General features: G+C 46.1%; 17 protein-coding genes and 1 pseudogene. 8 read left to right on the top strand and 10 right to left on the bottom strand.

The window, feature by feature from the left end; all coding sequences use genetic code 11:
• Nucleotides 1–54 precede the first annotated feature (54 nt).
• Nucleotides 55–573 (bottom strand): HEAT repeat domain-containing protein, encoded by a 519-nt coding sequence (locus tag HQM11_01635; protein MBF0349699.1) that lies wholly within the window; start codon nucleotides 571–573, stop codon nucleotides 55–57.
• 255 nt (nucleotides 574–828) lie between these two features.
• Nucleotides 829–1914 (bottom strand): glutamate 5-kinase, encoded by a 1086-nt coding sequence (gene proB / locus HQM11_01630; protein ID MBF0349698.1) that lies wholly within the window; start codon nucleotides 1912–1914, stop codon nucleotides 829–831.
• 223 nt (nucleotides 1915–2137) lie between these two features.
• On the opposite strand from proB, the gene HQM11_01625 reads away from it, so the two are divergent.
• The gene (locus tag HQM11_01625) at nucleotides 2138–2950 is read left to right on the top strand and encodes a glycosyltransferase family 2 protein (GenBank protein ID MBF0349697.1); all 813 of its coding nucleotides are present in this window, start codon (nucleotides 2138–2140) and stop codon (nucleotides 2948–2950) included.
• Nucleotides 2951–3030: 80 nt separating this feature from the next.
• Complete coding sequence (locus HQM11_01620) at nucleotides 3031–4320, top strand: hypothetical protein (GenBank protein MBF0349696.1); 1290 nt, start codon at nucleotides 3031–3033, stop codon at nucleotides 4318–4320.
• Here HQM11_01620 and rlmB read toward each other — a convergent pair.
• Nucleotides 4277–5089: a 23S rRNA (guanosine(2251)-2'-O)-methyltransferase RlmB gene (gene rlmB / locus HQM11_01615; protein MBF0349695.1), complete on the bottom strand. Its 813-nt coding sequence runs from the start codon at nucleotides 5087–5089 to the stop codon at nucleotides 4277–4279. The two genes, HQM11_01620 and rlmB, sit on opposite strands and share 44 nt — an antisense overlap.
• A 95-nt stretch (nucleotides 5090–5184) precedes the next feature.
• Between rlmB and HQM11_01610 the strand changes: the two genes are divergently transcribed.
• Entirely contained in the window at nucleotides 5185–6192 is a 1008-nt protein-coding gene (locus tag HQM11_01610; GenBank protein MBF0349694.1) for an aspartate-semialdehyde dehydrogenase, read from the top strand.
• Nucleotides 6193–6246: 54 nt separating this feature from the next.
• On the opposite strand, the gene HQM11_01605 is transcribed toward HQM11_01610, so the two are convergent.
• Together HQM11_01605 and HQM11_01600 are read right to left on the bottom strand one after the other, a co-directional pair.
• Complete coding sequence (locus tag HQM11_01605; GenBank protein ID MBF0349693.1) at nucleotides 6247–6789, bottom strand: YtfJ family protein; 543 nt, start codon at nucleotides 6787–6789, stop codon at nucleotides 6247–6249.
• 128 nt (nucleotides 6790–6917) lie between these two features.
• Complete coding sequence (locus tag HQM11_01600; protein ID MBF0349692.1) at nucleotides 6918–8717, bottom strand: GAF domain-containing protein; 1800 nt, start codon at nucleotides 8715–8717, stop codon at nucleotides 6918–6920.
• A 157-nt stretch (nucleotides 8718–8874) separates the two neighbouring features.
• On the opposite strand from HQM11_01600, the gene HQM11_01595 reads away from it, so the two are divergent.
• The 3 genes from HQM11_01595 (at nucleotide 8875) to HQM11_01585 (ending at nucleotide 10861) form a co-directional block, all read left to right on the top strand.
• Nucleotides 8875–9063, top strand: a complete 189-nt coding sequence (locus HQM11_01595) for a hypothetical protein (GenBank protein ID MBF0349691.1) — start codon at nucleotides 8875–8877, stop codon at nucleotides 9061–9063.
• Entirely contained in the window at nucleotides 9060–9386 is a 327-nt protein-coding gene (locus tag HQM11_01590; protein ID MBF0349690.1) for a PspC domain-containing protein, read from the top strand. Before HQM11_01595 ends, HQM11_01590 begins: the two co-directional genes overlap by 4 nt.
• A 368-nt stretch (nucleotides 9387–9754) precedes the next feature.
• Nucleotides 9755–10861 (top strand): alpha/beta fold hydrolase, encoded by a 1107-nt coding sequence (locus HQM11_01585; GenBank protein ID MBF0349689.1) that lies wholly within the window; start codon nucleotides 9755–9757, stop codon nucleotides 10859–10861.
• On the opposite strand, the gene HQM11_01580 is transcribed toward HQM11_01585, so the two are convergent.
• Nucleotides 10858–11289 (bottom strand): ankyrin repeat domain-containing protein, encoded by a 432-nt coding sequence (locus HQM11_01580; protein MBF0349688.1) that lies wholly within the window; start codon nucleotides 11287–11289, stop codon nucleotides 10858–10860. The two genes, HQM11_01585 and HQM11_01580, sit on opposite strands and share 4 nt — an antisense overlap.
• 307 nt (nucleotides 11290–11596) lie before the next feature.
• Between HQM11_01580 and HQM11_01575 the strand changes: the two genes are divergently transcribed.
• Both HQM11_01575 and HQM11_01570 read left to right on the top strand, forming a co-directional pair.
• The gene (locus HQM11_01575) at nucleotides 11597–12409 is read left to right on the top strand and encodes a 1,4-dihydroxy-6-naphthoate synthase (protein MBF0349687.1); all 813 of its coding nucleotides are present in this window, start codon (nucleotides 11597–11599) and stop codon (nucleotides 12407–12409) included.
• A gap of 112 nt (nucleotides 12410–12521) precedes the next feature.
• On the top strand, nucleotides 12522–14378 hold the full coding sequence (locus HQM11_01570) for an ABC transporter ATP-binding protein (GenBank protein ID MBF0349686.1): 1857 nt from the start codon (nucleotides 12522–12524) through the stop codon (nucleotides 14376–14378).
• A 92-nt stretch (nucleotides 14379–14470) separates the two neighbouring features.
• Here HQM11_01570 and HQM11_01565 read toward each other — a convergent pair whose 3' ends face one another.
• The 4 genes and pseudogenes from HQM11_01565 to HQM11_01550 all read right to left on the bottom strand — a co-directional run bounded on the left by HQM11_01565 (nucleotide 14471) and on the right by HQM11_01550 (nucleotide 18041).
• Entirely contained in the window at nucleotides 14471–15499 is a 1029-nt protein-coding gene (locus HQM11_01565) for an AAA family ATPase (protein ID MBF0349685.1), read from the bottom strand.
• Nucleotides 15487–17151, bottom strand: coding sequence for a restriction endonuclease subunit S (locus HQM11_01560; protein ID MBF0349684.1), 1665 nt, complete (start codon nucleotides 17149–17151; stop codon nucleotides 15487–15489). The genes HQM11_01565 and HQM11_01560 overlap by 13 nt, the downstream gene beginning before the upstream one ends.
• Before the next feature lie 328 nt (nucleotides 17152–17479).
• The gene (locus tag HQM11_01555; protein ID MBF0349683.1) at nucleotides 17480–17848 is read right to left on the bottom strand and encodes a transposase; all 369 of its coding nucleotides are present in this window, start codon (nucleotides 17846–17848) and stop codon (nucleotides 17480–17482) included.
• A pseudogene (locus tag HQM11_01550) lies at nucleotides 17820–18041 on the bottom strand (hypothetical protein). The gene HQM11_01555 and the pseudogene HQM11_01550 overlap by 29 nt, the downstream one beginning before the upstream one ends.
• Nucleotides 18042–18161: the final 120 nt, after the last annotated feature.

Here is an 18161-nt window from a genome sequence, read left to right as displayed (position 1 = left end):
AGAAAGCCCTTCTGCTTTATTCGTTGGGACACATGCCGTGCCCCAACATTTAATCTAACGCATCCGTGACCGGATCCATTCTTCAGATTCTTTTTCGAGCTGTTTCTCCACCAGTTTTAGCGCGTCTGATGATTTGATTTTTTTGAGAGCCTCGACTGCCGCGATGCGTAAATCCGGTTTGGAATTTACCAGTAGTTTTTCAGCGATTTTTTGGACTGCCTGAGGTCGTGATTTACTAAAATTCCGTGTGTATGAATCAAAGGCCCGGTATACACGTGAAGTATCAGATTCATTCCCCAGATATTTTTCCAGAAAGGTTGCGACCCGGTCATTGGGAAACAAACGCAGTGCTTCAAGCGCCCGAAAACGGTAATAATTCAGCATCGGCGCAGGATCTGTGATGATTTCCATCAGAACCAGGTCTGTATCCGCGCCTAATTCCCCAAATTGAACGGGATCAATTTGCCATTCATAACCTTCAAGCAGTTTTTTTACATCCTCCCGATTTGGCGCGGCCCAAAGGACGGTTCCGCACAGCAAGAGACAACTCAACGTCAGTATGATGTTTTTCATAAATTTCTCCCTATAGTTTTTAATCCATTTGTGTGTTTCTGTATCATCTTTACTCCATACAACCGTGTATTTTCAATAACTATCTTCCTGTCATCGAAATTTTAGGAATTGATAAATAATAAGTTGTAAACATTTTCCCATCCAGTCGCACCTTCTCTAGTCTGTAGAGACGTGCTATAGTGCGTCTCTACGGTGCCCAGCAGGAAATGTATCTTTGAAAAGTTATCTATTTTATTTTTTGAACGTTCCTTAATTTTATTCCAGGAACAGTTGGTCACAGTGAATGGCAATTTTACCGGCTGAAGTGTTGTCTGCTGTGGTTGTGTTCAAATAGTCCTTCAGTTCCTTGTGTGACATTTTTGCTTGTCCCACTCCGATTTTTTTCCCGTCAAGATTATAAATCGTGACCAGATCCTTGAGTTCAAAACTTCCCTCAATCTGTCTGATACCACGAATCAGCAAACTTTTATTATTGCGTAAGGCCTGTTCCGCACCAGCATCAATGACCAGTTTGCCTTTGCTCATAGCTCCGGCCGCCAGCCATTTTTGATAGCTTTTGATTTTTTTGCCGTTGGGAATAAATCTTGTCCCCTGTTTTTCCCCCTTCAGAATTTTCAACACCACGTTGGGTGCTTTCCCATCAACAATGTGGGTTTCAATACCGAATGAGGCACCTAACCCCGCAGATTTGATTTTACTGTCCATGCCACCGGTTCCACCAGAAGATTTAGTGGGCTTGCATAACTTGAGCAGTGCGTCAGAATATTCCTGAACTTCAGGGACCAGTTCGCCTTCTCCCGCATCGTTGAATTTCAATAATCCGGGAGCCGTGGTCAGAAAAAACAGATGGTCTGCCCCGGCCAGTGCCGCCACATAGACGGCCAGTTGATCATTGTCACCAAAATTAAGTGCAAGTTCTTCAGTGGCGACAACATCATTTTCATTGATGACGGGCAATATTCCCGCATCCAGCAGTCCATCCAGAGTGTTGCGTATGTTCAGATAAGAGGAGCGATCGCCAAAATGCGAACGGGTCAGCAGAATTTGCGCGATAATGATCTGGTGTTCCAGAAAAAAATCGGAATATATCTGCATCAGCCGGACCTGTCCGACAGATGCCAGAATCTGCTTGCGAATCAGGGTTCGCTTTTGATCTTCAAATTCGCAAATCTCCCGGCCTGCGCCAACGGCTCCGGATGTGACAAACAGGACTTCAACGCCCATTTTATGAATGGCCGCAATCTGCTCTCCCAGATCATTGATGATGTTATAGTCCAATTTGCCGTTTGCTCGTTGAAGTACATTTGTTCCTACTTTTATCACAATTCGTTGCGGTTTCATGGAATGATTCGGGAAACAGGTTAATTCAGCAATGCGGTTGACACGCTTTTCTCTGGTAGTTTTGCGGCATTTTGACAACTATGTCGTGCCTGACAGATAATGCGGTAATCCGGATTGAATCAAAAGATGCAGGAAATTTTTGAGAGTTACAATATAACAACTCAGAATAGCATCTTCATCCTCTGGCCTGAGTTGTAACACAAAATTACTGGAGCGTAGCCCTATGACTTCACACCCCACGTTATCAGTGGCCATCATTACATACAATGAAGAAGAAAATATTCAAGATTGCCTTAATTCGGTCAAGGATTGGGCTGATGAAATCATTGTGCTGGATTCATTCAGTTCTGATCGAACCGCGCAGATTTGTACAAAATTCCCCAAAGTTCAATTTTCCCAGCATCCGTTTGACGGGCATGTCCAGCAAAAAAACCGGGCAATGGCGATGTGTTCCGGGGAATGGATTTTATCCATAGATGCTGATGAACGGGTCAGTCCCCTGCTGAAAGAATCGATCCTGGATCTGTTACAGAACCCTCCTGAAGGAATCGTTGGCGCCAAAGTTCCACGACTTACCCGCCACATGAATCGTGATATTCGACATGGCGGATGGTATCCTCACTATCGCTATCGGTTGATCCGCAAAGGCATGGGAACATGGGCCGGTGAAAATCCGCATGACACCCTTGAATTGCGCGGGAATGGGATGAAACTGCGGGGAGATTTGATTCATTTGAGTTTCAAGGATTTGTCTGATCAGGTGAAAACCATCAATAATTTTTCCAGCATTGCCGCCCTGGCAAGGTACAACAAAGGGAAATCGCCGTCCTATTTCAAGCTCCTGTTCAAGCCTGTGAGCAAGTTTCTGGAAATATTTCTGATTAAACGCGGCTTTCTTGATGGTTTTCAGGGATTTGTCATTGCGGTCAGTTCTTCGTACTCCACATTCCTCAAGGAAGCCAAGTTGTTTGAACTGAGCAAGCTTGACCTGAAGAAGCCCAGCAACCTGTCAGCACAATATAAAAAACTTCGCTGAATATTTTGTACGCATCATGCATACAGGTCTGTTCTGTCATCTCATTTTGCAAGCAATCTTTTTTCGTATTGAACACAACTATGAATTGTTTCGGGCTTTTTCGTATTGGAAGAACACAACTTCTGCTGGTTGCGGCCTTGTTTGGCGGACTCCTGAATGGAGTTTCTCTCCAGGCTGCTGATATAACGGTTTCAGCAATTGTGATTTCAAAAAATTGTTCTGACACAAGCAGTCCTGAAACCCTCCTGCAATCTTTGGAAAATCCTGAATGTCCACATCCTGGAAATACGCAACTGATTCAGGTGACAATCGCTAATTTTTCCAAATATCAACAGAAAGTCGGGGTGGAGGTCGTGCTGAAAAAAAATGGAGAAGTGGTTGAAAACGCTTTTCCCAAAGAAGCACGGACGATCGCTCCTCTTGACGAAACCCGTGTATTGCACAGTTATACCATTCCTGAAGATGGTGGGAAATATCTGGTGAGTGCTGTCGTCTGGGACAGTTCTTATAAAAAAGTTTTATCTCGTGCTGATTCCGGTGTTGAACGGTTTTTCTTTGTTCCGGGTACGGTCGAAATCAAACGCATCAAGGAAGAAATGGAAAAATCCCAGCAGAAAATAGAGGCCATCAATAATCCCAAAAAACTGGAATTTGATTTGCCGGATCTCCGCTGGGAAACTGTGTATGTGGTTCCCAAACATGTGTTGAGAGGAGAAAAATTCAAAGTACGCCTTGATCTGGTCAATGTCGGCGGAGACATTGTCCGGAATGTGGAAACGCAGGTTGAGTATTACAATGTCCGGTTACCATTGCGTAAAACAGCTATTGCCGTTCCCAAGGCTGAAATCATGGCTCCCGGGGAAACCATTACGTTTGAACTGGAATACACACTGCCGGATGATCAATTGCTGGGAGAATATCAGTTAGTGGCGTTGGTTGATCCGAACAATAAAATCAACGAAGCGAAAGAAGACAACAATCAGGCTATTTCAGACATGATCAGGCTGAGTGACATCAAGCAACTGCTACCTCCAGACAAATTCACCTTTGAGGAAAAAGGATTGTTTTTGTTTCAGTGGGATAGCCTGGTTTTCAGCGAATTCAAGCTCCAGGTGGGAATTGATGAGAAGTTTGAAGATCCCGGAACATTTTTTGATTTGCCTCAGGGCGACCGCTGGATCGCTGATAAGGAAATGGTTCCGCTTTCAGGCGAATTGCCCCAAATGGCTTTGGGTCTGAGCAAAACGTTCAACAAATCCACATTATACTGGCGGGTGATTGGCAGAAAAACGGATGGCCGCCAATCCTTTTCTGATGTACGCAGTTTCACGATCTCTTCTTCAACTGCCGCAACTGATACAGCGCGATAGCCGCCGCGTTGCTCACATTCAGGGCCGCAATATCCGGGTTTCCCGGAATTTTAACGAGCCAGTCACATTTGCTTTTCACCAGTTGACGAAGTCCCTGCCCTTCATTTCCCAGAACAAGCACCAGCGGTACATCGCCCGGCAGAGTTGAGATATCCTGTTCGGCAGCACCATCGAGTCCCGCGATCCAGAAATTTTTTGTTTTTTGCATCTCCAGAAAGCGGTTGAGATTCGGCACCTGCACGATGGGGAATGATTCCGCGACGCCTGCCGATGTTTTGGAAACCACAGCGGTGATCCCTGAGGAATGAGAGGCAGGAACAACCACACACAGGACATTGAAAAAACCGCAACTGCGGATAATGGCACCCAGATTGTGCGGGTCTTCGACCTGATCCAGGGCGACAATGACCGGATTAGGCAAGCCGTCTTCCGGTGCGAGCGCTTCATAGGGAACATAAGGCAAGGGGCCACATTCCAGTAAAATACCTTGATGCACCCCCTCAGGGCACAAGCTGTCGATGCCTGATTTTTCCAGAAATTCCACAGGAACAGAGTGCTCTTTGGCCAAGTGGATGATTTCCAGAATTCTGGGCGAAGGCGATTGCTCTGTTTTGACAATCAAACGTACTATTTTTCGTCTTTTTATTTTCAGCGCCTGACAAACCGGAATCACTCCATAAAGCATTTCCAGTCCATTACGGGGTGTTGAACCCTGAGAAAAGGACGGCTTTGAAGGACGGGATTGTCTGGGATTGTGATGTTTTTTCATAGTTTTATTAGCTGGACATGAAATGGTTTTTTTGCGAAAAATTCTAACAATTTTTTCATTTTATAAAATTCAATCACATCTTTTTCAGAGGAGTTATGAGCCAAAACGTTGCGATCGCCGGAGCAACAGGCGCGGTTGGTACTGAATTTTTAAAGTTACTGGAGGCGCGGAATTATCCGATTAAAAACTTAAAATTGCTGGCCTCATCCCGTTCCGCTGGCAAGACCCTTATGTTTAAGGGCGAAGCACTTCCCGTTGAGGAATTGAAAACCGATTCTTTCAAGGATGTCGATGTCGCATTCTTTTCCGCAGGCGCATCCCGAAGTCTTGAATTCGCTCCTCATGCGGCCAAAGCCGGGGCGATTGTGATTGATAACAGCAGTGCGTTCAGGATGATGCCTGAAATTCCGCTGGTGGTTCCGGAAGTGAATCCGGAGGCGGCATTTCAGCACAACGGAATCATCGCCAATCCTAATTGTTCGACCATTCAGATGGTGGTCGCGCTCAATCCCATTCACAAGGCCGTGGGCATCAAACGGGTAGTGGTTTCTACCTATCAGGCTGTTTCCGGGGGCGGTGCCGCTACCATGCAGGAACTGATTGATCAAATCAAGGCCTTTGCCAATGGTCAGCCCATGGAGGTGAATAAATTTCCGGTACAGATCGCCTTTAACCTTTTTCCTCACATTGATGTGTTTCAGGACAATGGCTACACCAAAGAAGAGATGAAAATGGTGCTGGAAACACAAAAAATCATGTCTGCGCCCAACATGCGAATTTCAGCGACTTGTGTCCGTGTGCCAGTGTTGAGAGCGCATTCTGAAAGCATCAATATCGAAACAGAAACAAAATTAAGCGCGGAAGACGCACGTAAATTGCTGGAGAAATCACCGGGAATCGTGGTCAAAGATATTCAGGGACCGGGAGGGTACCCGACACCGTGGGAAGTGACTGAAAGCTACGACACCTGGGTTGGCAGGATTCGGGAGGATATTTCTGTTCCAAACGGATTGGCACTGTGGGTGGTTGCGGATCAACTCTACAAAGGGGCCGCACTCAATGCGATTCAGATCGCGGAATTGTTGAATCAGAAAAGCAAATAAAAAAAAAGAGGACTCGTCAGAGTCCTCTTTTCGCATCAAATCAGATGAGTAGAATCACAGGTTGTCTTTGATCGTTTGCACAAAGTCCTTGATTTCCGCATCAGAAAGTTTTCCGTCCTTGAATTTCAGGACTTTTCCTTCCTTGTCGAGCACAATCACCGCAGAACTGTCTTTTTCCAGTCCCCAGGCCTTGCGAACCGTGGCATCCGCATCGAGCACAAATTCAGAGGTAGGAAACTCTTTTTTCTTGTCATTGATTTTACCTTTGACAATTCCTGTTGTGCCCCAAAGAGCGTCATCCAGATTCAAGACGGTCACAGTCTGATAAATTTCATGTGATAAATCCGCAGTCTTGACAGCCTCAATATAGGCTTCATTGATTTTGGACGCACCCATGCTTCCCGCAAGGTGATACACCGTGCGTACTTTTCCTGAGAGTTCCGCGCTGGACCATTTGGCGTAATCAATATTATCACCTGTCAAAACCAGTTTGCCGGCATCACTGACTGAAACTTTCGGCAAAGGCTCTCCTACCGTAATTTTCGCGGCAAAACACCATGCTGGAACCAAAGTAATGACAAGCAAGACTCCCCATATTTTTTTTAACATTTCTCCTCCATTGATTGTAGTTTTTTAATATGACTTTGCTTCAGGGTTCATCCCTGCTGTAATGGTAATAAAAAATTTGAATCAGGTTTGTCAATTAAAATTATTGTTGATGAACATCATTCTGCGTCTTTTCGTTTTTCAGGCAGAGGAATCCAGCAAATGAAAGTGGCACCAATGCCATTGCCGCCACCGCTTTCCAGATCGACATCGCCCAAGGCCTGCCGCATCAACCGCCGGCTCAGATTCAGGCCAATGCCTGTGCCTTCTTTTTCAGATTTGGTGGTGAAGCGCATTTCAAAAATTTTAGGGGCAATTTCAGGGGGAATACCAGGACCGGAGTCGGTAATGCGGATTTCCACACGATCCTCATTCTGAGTGGTAACCACCCGGATGAAACCGTCTTTTTCAATCGCCTGCATGGAATTTTTAAATATATTATGAAACACCTGTAGCATTTCATTGGCATCACACAGGACCTGCGATTTGTGGCCAATCTTTGTTTCAAGTTTGATATGGCGTTTGGCCAGACCATCAGACAGAAGGTCATTGGCTTTATCCAGAACCGTTGCCAGATCAATGAGTTCGGTCGTTTTCTGACCACGTGACAAGCCTCGCAGGCTATCCACAATACTCACAATCCGGTTGAGTTGTTCTTCCATGAATTTCAAATCTGTGGTGACACCAGAAACACTTTCTTTCAAGTTCGTCAGATCTTCTTCAATCAATGGGGTTCCACCTTCTTCAGGAGTATCCTTGAGGGTTTCCAGCAAAGCCTCAAAACCACCTTCCTTGTAGTCACCTTCCCAGCCTTCAGCCACAACTTTGATCATTTCCAGCGCGCCTTCTTCTCCATAGAGTTTTCTGATTCTTGCCAGAACCGCAGTCATCGGATTGAGGACTTCATGTGCGACCATTCCGGCCATTTCACCGACAGACGCGAGTTTGGTGCTTTCTACCAGTTGAGCCTGTGCCGCGTTCAAGGCCTGAGTCCGTTCCTTGACAATCGCTTCCAAGTTGGTGATGATGTGGCTGTTTTCAATGTAGGGGCCTGCGGATTTGGCGAACAGATCCAGATATTCCAGACTTTCCTGTGGGATACCAGCCTGAGACAATTGATAGTTTGCCAGAAAACCATAGCTTTTGGTTCCACTGCGGATCGGTAGCAAAACAATTTCTCCCTCGTCAATGCTGTCCACCGTGTCTTTTTCAATATGCACCACACAATAAGGCATATTTTCATCATTGATCTGCGGAATGCCGCTGATCGCGAGTTCTGTCAATTTGACCTTCTGCTCTTCCGTGATTTCCGGATCGCTGGAAAGTGAGGCACTGACAGATTCATATTTTTCTTCCTTGAGCTGGATGACCTGGCAGAACTCCATGGAAAGATGTTCCACGATAAAATCAGTGATCTTTTGCATGAGCAGATCAATGCTGGTGATTTTCCGGAATTCTTCAGCCGCATCATTGAGCGTTTGCAGAAAAGCGACTTTGCGCTCCAGGTGATCCAGATTGGCTCTGAAATTGCGATAAAGCTGAACTTCATCGGTTGTGTCCTGAAACAACAGCACAAATCCGTCGTGTTCCCCCGCTTCCGTATAGAGCGGTGTGACCATGGGGCGGACTATCAGTTCTTCGCCGCTTTTACGACGGCCATGCGATTCATCCCAGTTGATGGTGCGATTCATTTTGATGGCCATATCGGCCAGACACGCACCTTCGCAGAAGGGAAAATTCAAAAACTCATGACAATAATGTGTGCCCTGCCGAACATCTCTGCCTGCCATCAGAAAAAAGGCACGGTTGTAGGCGACAATCTCCTTTTGAAGATTGATGACAGCTACCGGCAACGGCAGTTTCTGGATAAATTCATTGATGTTTTGAGCAATTCCAATTGTCTCAAATGTTTGTTTCATTGTATGATCCGGCAATGAGAAACAATATGATGTACGGTTCTTGACAGAGTCTGTGCTTGTATCTCAAACAGAAACAAGGCATATACGGGAATATTATTATTCATAAACTGTGGAAATGATTTTGACAATACCTGACTCACATAATTTTTCAGATTCCATGAAAAACCATGAAAAATTAGTCTCCGATTTGGGGCAACTCATGCAAATCCATGCCCATTCCTATAATGGTTGTGATTTTAACCATCTGCTTGAACAACTGGCACTTCAATATCACATAGCACCCCGAAAGTTACTTCATCAAGGTTTTAGTAAAGCTTATCGTCAACTGGTTGAAGGAATTGTATGATTTCAGTGAATGCCCTGTTTTTAATTTTAGGAGCGTTATCCCTCATTTTTGGCGTGTGGACCCTGTTTGGTCTGTTGTTTTCCAGAAGAAAACACAGACGTGTTTCCCGAAAATGGATTTTGGGAGTATGCGCTGATTTTTCAGCCTGGGTAGGTATTCCGCTATGGCTTGTCAGACTCTATGCCTTGCTGTATGCGCCGCTGATTCTGGGTCTGCTGTTTTATCTGCTGTATTACTGGGCCATGAAACGCCGTCCACCACCCCCGCCGGTTGCTGCACGCCCGCCTCCTGAAGTGACCAAAATGAAAAGCGTTTATTATTAATTCGGCTTGGTGGACTACAATTACTGTCGCTTTCACAAATCCTTAAGAAGCGCCTTGCCGGGAAGACCCCGTTCCCAACGATTTAAAAAACGGTACCAACTAAAAACACCGGCCATGAAAATGGGACTGACCCAACAACGATTAACCTGGAAAGAAATCATGCTTATGCCCGTTCCAAGCTAGATTTTTAGTACCTCCACCAGTTTGCAGAGACCACCAATTAATTGAAACAATCCTGTGATTGACCTGTTGAAAAGTCTTTGTTAGTAACATGGATAGAACCATCGCCAATGATATACAATATTTAATTTTCTCTTGATGGAGATCCAATGGCATCATCCGCCACAGTCCTGAACAAAAACGTTGTCATGGAAAAAGCATGGCTTTCCATGGTGAATCTGATTGAACGCTCGCTGGACTCAGGCTCCATGAAACGGGTGGACAAAACCCCTTTTGACATCATCCATGAAGAAGACCTGTTGTCTGTGCGTCATTATCCGGCACTCACGAGAGAAAGTGTGACCATCGCCAATCAGACCATTCCTGTGCTGAACAAGGTGCATCGTGTTCCGCTGGTCTTGATTCCCCCACTGGCCGTGGGAGCTTTTATTTTTGATCTATACCCCCAGCGAAGTCTGGTCAGTTATTATCTGGCACAGGGTTTTGATGTTTACCTGATCAACTGGGGAAACCCTGACCGGGATCATTCACATCTCTCTTTTGAAACCTATTTACTTGACTGGATGCCCAAAGCAATCCAGCACATCCGTGAATATTCTGGAAAACAGGAACTGTCCCTGTTTGGCTATTGCATGGGGGGATTGTTTTCTCTCATTTACACCGCTGTTCATGAAGATGCCGCAATCCGTAATATTGTGACAGTTGCCAGTCCCATTGACATGCATCAGATGGGTGCGGCCGGCAAGGTTTTTACCATGACCTATCAACCAGCCCATCGACTGGCGAGAGCTTTCAATTTCAAACTCATCAATGTGAACCCCAAATATCTCCATATTTCCGGCAAACTTGGAACCATTGGTTTCTGGCTCACCAACCCCATTGGTAATTTTACCAGTTTCTGGGATTTTATCCTGCATCTCTGGGATCGTGATTATCTGATTTCCCATGATTCCATGGGTCACTGGTTTAATAACATGGTCGATTACCCGGGGGCCACCATGAAAAGCATTGTGGTTCACATGTGGATCGAAAACCAGTTGGCACAAGGAAAAATGACTGTTGGCGAAAAAGAAGCGAATCTGAAGCAGATCCATGCCAGTCTGCTTTCATTTGCCGGCAATGATGACAAAATTGTTTCCTTGAAAAGTTCACGTAAAATCATGGATGTGATCACTGCGGAAGATAAAGAATTCCGTGTAGTACCTGGCGGACATGCCGGAGTCTTTGCTGGAAGAAAAGCGGTGGATTATGTGTGGGGAGCCAGTGCTGAATGGCTGGCAAGACGCTCCAATTAATAAGAAAAGCGCCGAACTTTGGAGGATTCGTCTTCTGAAGCCGGTTTGGCAATCTCATTCATCCAGTCTTTATCATCCAACGGCGGCAAGCCCAGGTGGCTCCTCAGAAAATCAACCACTTCTCGCTTTCTTGCCTGAGTCGCCAAATCCAATGCTGTATTTCCGGTAGCATCCTTCTGTTTGATATTGGCTCCACGTGACACCAGATATTTCACCACACCGGTATATCCCCCCTGTGCGGCCAGCATCAACGCACTCTGGCTCTTTTCGTTGACCGAATCGATTTTGGCACCTTCCGAAATTGTCTGGATCACCGTTCCAAGATTTCCTGTATTCGCGGCACTATGCAACGCCGCATCTGGAGAATATCCCAGACATCCGGTCACCAGAAATACCATTCCCGCAACTATCCATTTGAATAAGGGCATAAGGCAATCATGAATTGAAATGATTTCAAAAAATATGGAACATCTAATTGGGGTTATAAACATTCCTGTATGATAAACGCAATAGGTTAATTCCCCATGATTCGTAAGGACGACCCGCCAGCCAAGATTCGTAGGGGCGACCCGCCGCTCGTCCGTACAGCCAAAGATTCGTAAGGGCGACCCGCCAGCCCATGATTCGTAACCACCAAATACCCGACATCCGGTATTTTGGTATTTGTCTTATGAAAACGGGCATGCTAAAACGTCCCCACATTGACGTCATTTCATAATTTTTTACGCAGGAACCATGTCCAGGTCGATCTCTTTAGCCTATTCTCCGTGCCCCAACGACACTTTCATTTTTTACGCCATGACCCATGGCCACATAGACACCTCCCCCTTCCTGTTTGATGTCAGACATTGCGATATCCATACCCTGAACGATCTCGTGGTGAATCAGCAAACAGACATGCTCAAGGTCTCAGTCATGAAATATTTCCAAATCCAGGCAGATTACCATTTGCTGACATCAGGTGCCGCACTGGGAATGGGTTATGGTCCGGTGGTGCTTACACCGCCAGGTGCGATCCGAAAACCTCCATTTCAAAAAGTGGGACTGCCGGGAAAACACACCACAGCGCATCTGTTGTTTTCTCTCTGGAATTCCCAACCTTCAGAAATCGTTTTTTTACCCTTCCGTGAAATTCTGACCCAGCTCAAAACAGGCAAACTGGATGCGGGAGTGATCATTCATGAAAGTCGCTTCACCTACGAAAATCAGGGGATTCGACTGCACGTTGATCTGGGGGCCTGGTGGCAGGAGCAAACCGGAATGCCACTGCCACTGGGGTGCATCTGCCTCAATCGCCAGCGGTTTTCAGCTACCGAGGCCCGTCAATTGTCGGACCTCGTCCGGCAGAGTATTGATTATGCAAGAAACCATACCGATGAAGTGCTCCATTACATTCTGGAACATGCTGATGAAAAAGACCCGCAAATTGCGTTACAGCACATTGAACTTTATGTGAATCAATACACCGATGACCTTGGAGATACAGGCTTGAAAGCCATGTCCCTGCTGGAAAAAAAAGCCCATGAATCGGGAGGGCTGACATCGTAGAGCATCAAATCAGCACCCTATAACGCTGAATACTAAAAGCTGAACGCTTACATTATTTTTTGAGTGTTTCTCAGGATTCGCATTTTTCTGTATTGCTTCTAAAAAGGCCACCATGACCCCCCATGCAAACATCACCACGCCCTCTGCCGCTGAAAATGTCAGTGTATTCACCCGGTTTTTTGGTGTCTTCCGTTACAGCCAGAGAGCGCTTGAACTGGTGTGGACCACACACCGGCAATTCACGGTTGCCCTCGCACTGCTGACTTTGACCGCTGGTATTCTTCCCGCTGGTGTGGCCTATGTCGGACAATTGATTGTCGATGGAGTCGTTCATGCCATGAAAGTGGCGGAACTTCAGGAAGAAATCCAAATTCAGGATGTCCTGTTTTTTGTGGCATTGGAAGCATTGGTGGTGATTTCCCTGTCAGGCGCGCAACGCGGAATTTCCATCATACAGTCGCTATTTCGGGCCTTGCTCGGGCAACGTGTCAATGTGATGATTCTGGAAAAGGCCTTGACCCTCCAGATCGCGCATTTTGAGGACTCCGAATTTTATGACAAACTGACCCGCGCCCGCAGAGAAGCCTCCAGTCGTCCCTTGAGTCTGGTCAACCGGACCTTTGGCTTGACTCAAAACGCCATCTCACTCCTCAGCTATTGTCTGTTGCTGATTCAGTTTTCCCCGTGGGCGGTTCTGATCCTGATCGTTGGCGGACTTCCGGAATTCATCGCGGAAACCAAATTTTCAGGAGATGCCTTTCGTTTGTTCCGTTGGCGTTCCCCTGAAACACGCATGCAGATGTATCTCGAAACGGTCATTGCCCGTGAAGATTCCGCCAAGGAAGTCAAACTGTATCAACTTGGCCCCATGCTGTTGGGGCGTTATCGGGATATTTTTGACAAATTGTATGTGGAAGACCGTAATCTGACCCTGAAACGTGGAATCTGGGGACTGGGGCTTGGTGTTCTGGGCACTGCCTCCTTTTATGGTGCCTACGCCTGGATTGTTTACGCCACCATCACCGGCACCATCACCTTGGGACAAATGACCATGTATCTGCTGATTTTCAAACAGGGACAAGCGGCAGTTTCAGCCAGTCTGTCTGCCATTGGCGGCATGTATGAAGACAATCTCTACCTTTCCAATCTGTATGAATATCTGGAGCAGGAAGTTCCTGAGCAGGAAGGCCATGAAACCGCGGGGCCTAACCCCGGAGACGGAGTTCATTTTGAAAATGTCAGTTTCACTTATCCCGGCTCATCAGCGCCAGCATTGCAGAACATTTCATTTCATCTGAAACCCGGGGCCAGTCTCGCACTGGTGGGAGAAAACGGCTCAGGAAAAACGACATTGATCAAATTGCTCACCCGCTTGTATGACCCCACCGAAGGCCGAATCCTTCTGGATGGACTGGATTTACGTCATTGGAACCCTGAAACATTGCGGACCAGAATCGGAGTGATATTTCAGGATTTTTCACGATACCAGTTTCTGGTTGGGGAAAATATCGGAGTGGGCGACATTGAGCGTTATCAGGATGAGGAACAATGGCTGGCCGCTTCAGAAAAAGGGCTGGCTTCACCCTTCATCAAGGATTTGCCTGAAGGCTATCACACCCAGCTTGGACGCTGGTTCAAAAACGGCAGAGAACTTTCAGGCGGACAATGGCAGAAAATTGCCCTTTCCCGATCCTTCATGCGGACCAAAGCGGATATTCTGGTGCTGGATGAACCGACCGCGGCGATGGATGCCGGCGCGGAAGCCACCATTTTTGAACATTTCCGCAGTTTGACACACAATAAAATGGCCATCCTGATTTCTCACCGCTTTTCCACAGTCCGCATGGCGGATCACATCATGGTCATCCAAGCCGGAAAAATCATGGAATCCGGTGACCATCAATCCCTGATGGCCCAAAATGGACATTACGCCCACCTCTTTTTCCTACAGGCTGAAGGGTATCGATAAATCCCATTTGCAACTTACAACACCTGTCATCCTGAGCGTTAGCGAAGGATCTGATTCCAGGCCTTCCACTATGAATTTGATATTGGGCCGCATTATCGTACCTCCAGATGATCACGGGTCATGATCCGGAGTTCTTCGGTGGTGAAGGTTTCCGCACAAATTTCTCCTTGAATCCGGCGCAGGCGGATCAGTTGGGCATCGGGCTGGTGTTGTTTTTCGATTGCCTGTTGTAACCCCTGGATTGCATCCCAACTATGGGTGGTCGCAAAGATCTGGACATTCAGCCGACTGGACAAGGTGAGCAGATATTCCCACAACAACGGTTGCATGGAATAATGCAGTCCGCTTTCAATTTCATCCACCAGCAACCAGCCGTTTTTGGCGTTCACCATGGATAAGGCCAAGCCAAACAAACGGGTTAATCCTTCTCCCAGGCTACGTAACGGACGACGCTTCAACTCCCCTTCCAGCAACACAATGGGGATACGGGAAGTGGTGTTGTATTCCGCGTCTTTTCCAAAATTGATCCGCTTGATGTCAGGATGCAGAATTTTCAGGCAATTCAGGATGTCATCCTCTCCCTCTGTACTGGCGATGTTATCCCACAGGGTTTCTGTATTTTGACGAAACAGTCCTTGAGCCGGAATAAACTGAACAGGAATCTGTTCAATGTTCCACTGATAGCGCTGGTTGATTCCGGTGAGAAAAAAATCATAGAGATTGAATGAATGGGCAATTCCATCAAACTTAAATTCAAGTATATTTTGTGACAGGGTCATTTGCAGTTTGTGACCGTCAATGCTCCCAATGGAGAGGTGTTTTTGAGGGGCACCATGTTCGATGAGATCCCGATGAAATAAATATTGAATATTCCGGATCGGAGTTGCGGACTGTTGCTGGAGAAAATTGTCATCACTGGTTTCATCTCTGGAGTTCAGCATCAGCCACGTCGAGATAAACTCGGCTCGGGTTGCATAAAATCTCAAGGCTTCCAGGACGGTGGTTTTTCCTGAATTATTTTCCCCGACCAGCAGGTTGATCCGTTTCAGTGGGTTGATCTCCAATTTCTTGAGGATTCTGAAGTTCTCAATAACTAATGAGTTTAAAATTAAATCAGACATGGTTCACCTTCTTTTCCATTAAACACCTGATGCAACACCGACCGCATCAAGGTCTCATTCTGTATTCGGGATTGCGCCAGTCGGGATGCCAGTTCGTCACACAAGGCCAGCAGTTGATCGACTTTCGCTACGATGCGTTTTTGCTCTGCGAGGGGGGGGAGGGGAAAAGCATTACCAGCAAAATAATCTTTAGGAATACGTTTTTGACCAGCAGTTCCCGTCATCTTTGGAATGCCTTCGTTAATAAACTTTGGAGATTTCAGATAGATTAAAACATAGTCAGACAGCACCAATCCTGAAATAGGTCGAAAAACATGTAATTCTGTTGTTCCTGCCCCAACTCCATTAAAGAGGTTACGCATTACAGCAGATTTTCCATTTTGAAAGCAAGGCGTTATCTTGGCTAGAGTAACATCATTTTCTGCAAAATGTGTAAACCCAGCTTTAATCTCTTTCCAAGAGCGTTTCTCAGAATTAATTTTTAGACCGTATTCAGCCTGAATCAATGTCATTGGCACAAATGAAGTCTCTAACTCATCGTCCACATCATTACGTGGATTGATAATTCCAGCTTCATTCAGTTGAGTCCAACACCAATTTTTAGGAAGCTCATAAGGCATTTCCGCTTCAGTGATAGGAGGCAAGGGATCAGTCTTTTTGATTTTCTTTTCAGCAATCAGCTTCTGTTTTTCAGCATGGATGCGTTGGAGGAGTTCGGAGGCCGGTTCATCGTTTGGATCCTGGGGGACGAGTTTGCCTTGAACCGCCATCTGGAGGATCATTTGTTTGAGGGCTTTGACGTTTTCAGGGACGGTATAGAGTGCGTCAAACTGCTGAAAGAGGAAGTTCCAGCGTTTGTGGAATTCTTCGGGCGTGGAAGTCTCTTCGATCTTCGCCAGGGTAGCTTTGTTCAGCACCAACCGTTTCTGTTCCTGCTGCTCCAAATCCTGCTTCAGTGCCTCACACTGCTTCATCAACTCATCCACTTTCGCTACGATGCGTTTTTGTTCTGCGAGGGGGGGGAGACATACAACAATTGGATATAGCTTTCTTCCAGAAATAACAGGTTGTGCTGTACCACTATCATCTTGACGCAAATCAGTTCCCTTTAAGAGCCATACTAGAAAATCCTTATAAATATTCGATTTTGAAAACATGGTAATAAATGCATTGTCCGTTACCCATGCTTGATTTGGTGTTAAGTGAATACTCCCACAATAAAAACCAACTCTTCCAATTACTACTGTTTCCTCATTTACGTTAGTCGAATTATGATAACCTGTAATTCCATTACCACCATAAACAGGAATATTGCCTTCATTCATTTTATGAGATGGCAATGCATTGCCTGAGGAAATATGTATGATTTGTCCCAATCTCACCAACTCCCACCCCTTCGGCAACTCATAAGGCATTTCCTCATCCGTAATCGGAGGCAAGGGGTTGCTTTTTGGAAGTTTCTTTTCAGCAATCAGCTTCTGTTTTTCAGCCTGAATGCGTTTCAGGAGTTCGGAGGCCGGTTCATCGTGGGGATCTTGCGGGACGAGTTTGCCCCGCACCGCCAACTCCAGAATGAGTTTTTTGAGTTCCTCCACGTTTTGGGGGCTGTCTAGCAATCCATCAAAGTTTTCCAGTAATCGTTCAATACTCATAAGCGTTTTTTTTCAAAAATATGTTTCATCCGTCCTTACGGGACTTGGAACGGGTGTGGTTGAGTGCCCCAGCGATCAATCGCTGGGCTATTCTCGTTAATCCCTCACGGGATCAATATCGACGGTCCCTACGGGACTTGGAACGGGTGTGGTTGAGTGCCCCAGCGATCAATCGCTGGGCTATTCTCGTTAATCCCTCACGGGATCAATATTGGAACGGGTTTGAATGTGTCCCGTGAGGGACAAGCGATAGTAGCCCCGTGCTTTAGCATGGGGATTTCGGATTTTCGCAAATAAGATTAGTCCCGTAGGGACGAATGAAAAATATTCATCCCCATAGATACCGTTCATCATATTCCATATTGTGTTTCTTGAGAAAGGCAACAAACTCCTCCTCAAAAGTCTTTTTATGATGATGCTCTTCTTGCCTCTGAATATAGGCAAGCGTATCCGGCATTTGGGAGATGCCAACACTGAAGGCCGCATACCCTTCCTGCCACGCGAACGATTGATGTTCTGGAAAGGTATCGTGAATCCATTTGGATGAACCCCCTTTGATCAGTTGCAGTGCCTTGGCAACAGAGAGACTCGATGACATTGAGAGTAGCAGATGAAGATGATTGGCCGTTCCCCCGATAGACAAAAGTTTCCACCTGTGCAGGTGTATTTTACGCAACCAGTTTAAACTCAAGGACATGATGCTTAAACCAGGTTGGATATTCCTGATTCTTTTTTAAGGCCGTCACCGAAGCCAAGGCCACACTCCCTGCCTTAGACCAGCTCATGCCATTGTTTTTTTGTCGATCAGCAACCAGCAGATCATTGGCCTTTTCTCCCCGATTACTCGAATTCCGTAGTCCCAACTGTTTTCGTATCTCATAGGCAGGAATATCCAACCTGGTTTAAGCATCATGTCCTTGAGTTTAAACTGGTTGCGTAAAATACACCTGCACAGGTGGGAAAATTTCGGTGAAAAGCATTGGTTTTTTATCTATTTTCCAAGGACAGAA

This window comes from SAR324 cluster bacterium, from assembly GCA_015232315.1.
In the GTDB taxonomy this organism is placed as follows: Bacteria; SAR324; SAR324; order SAR324; family NAC60-12; genus JADFZZ01.
The sequence above is the reverse complement of the archived record's forward strand: the minus strand, read 5'-3'. Positions and strand labels throughout refer to the sequence as shown.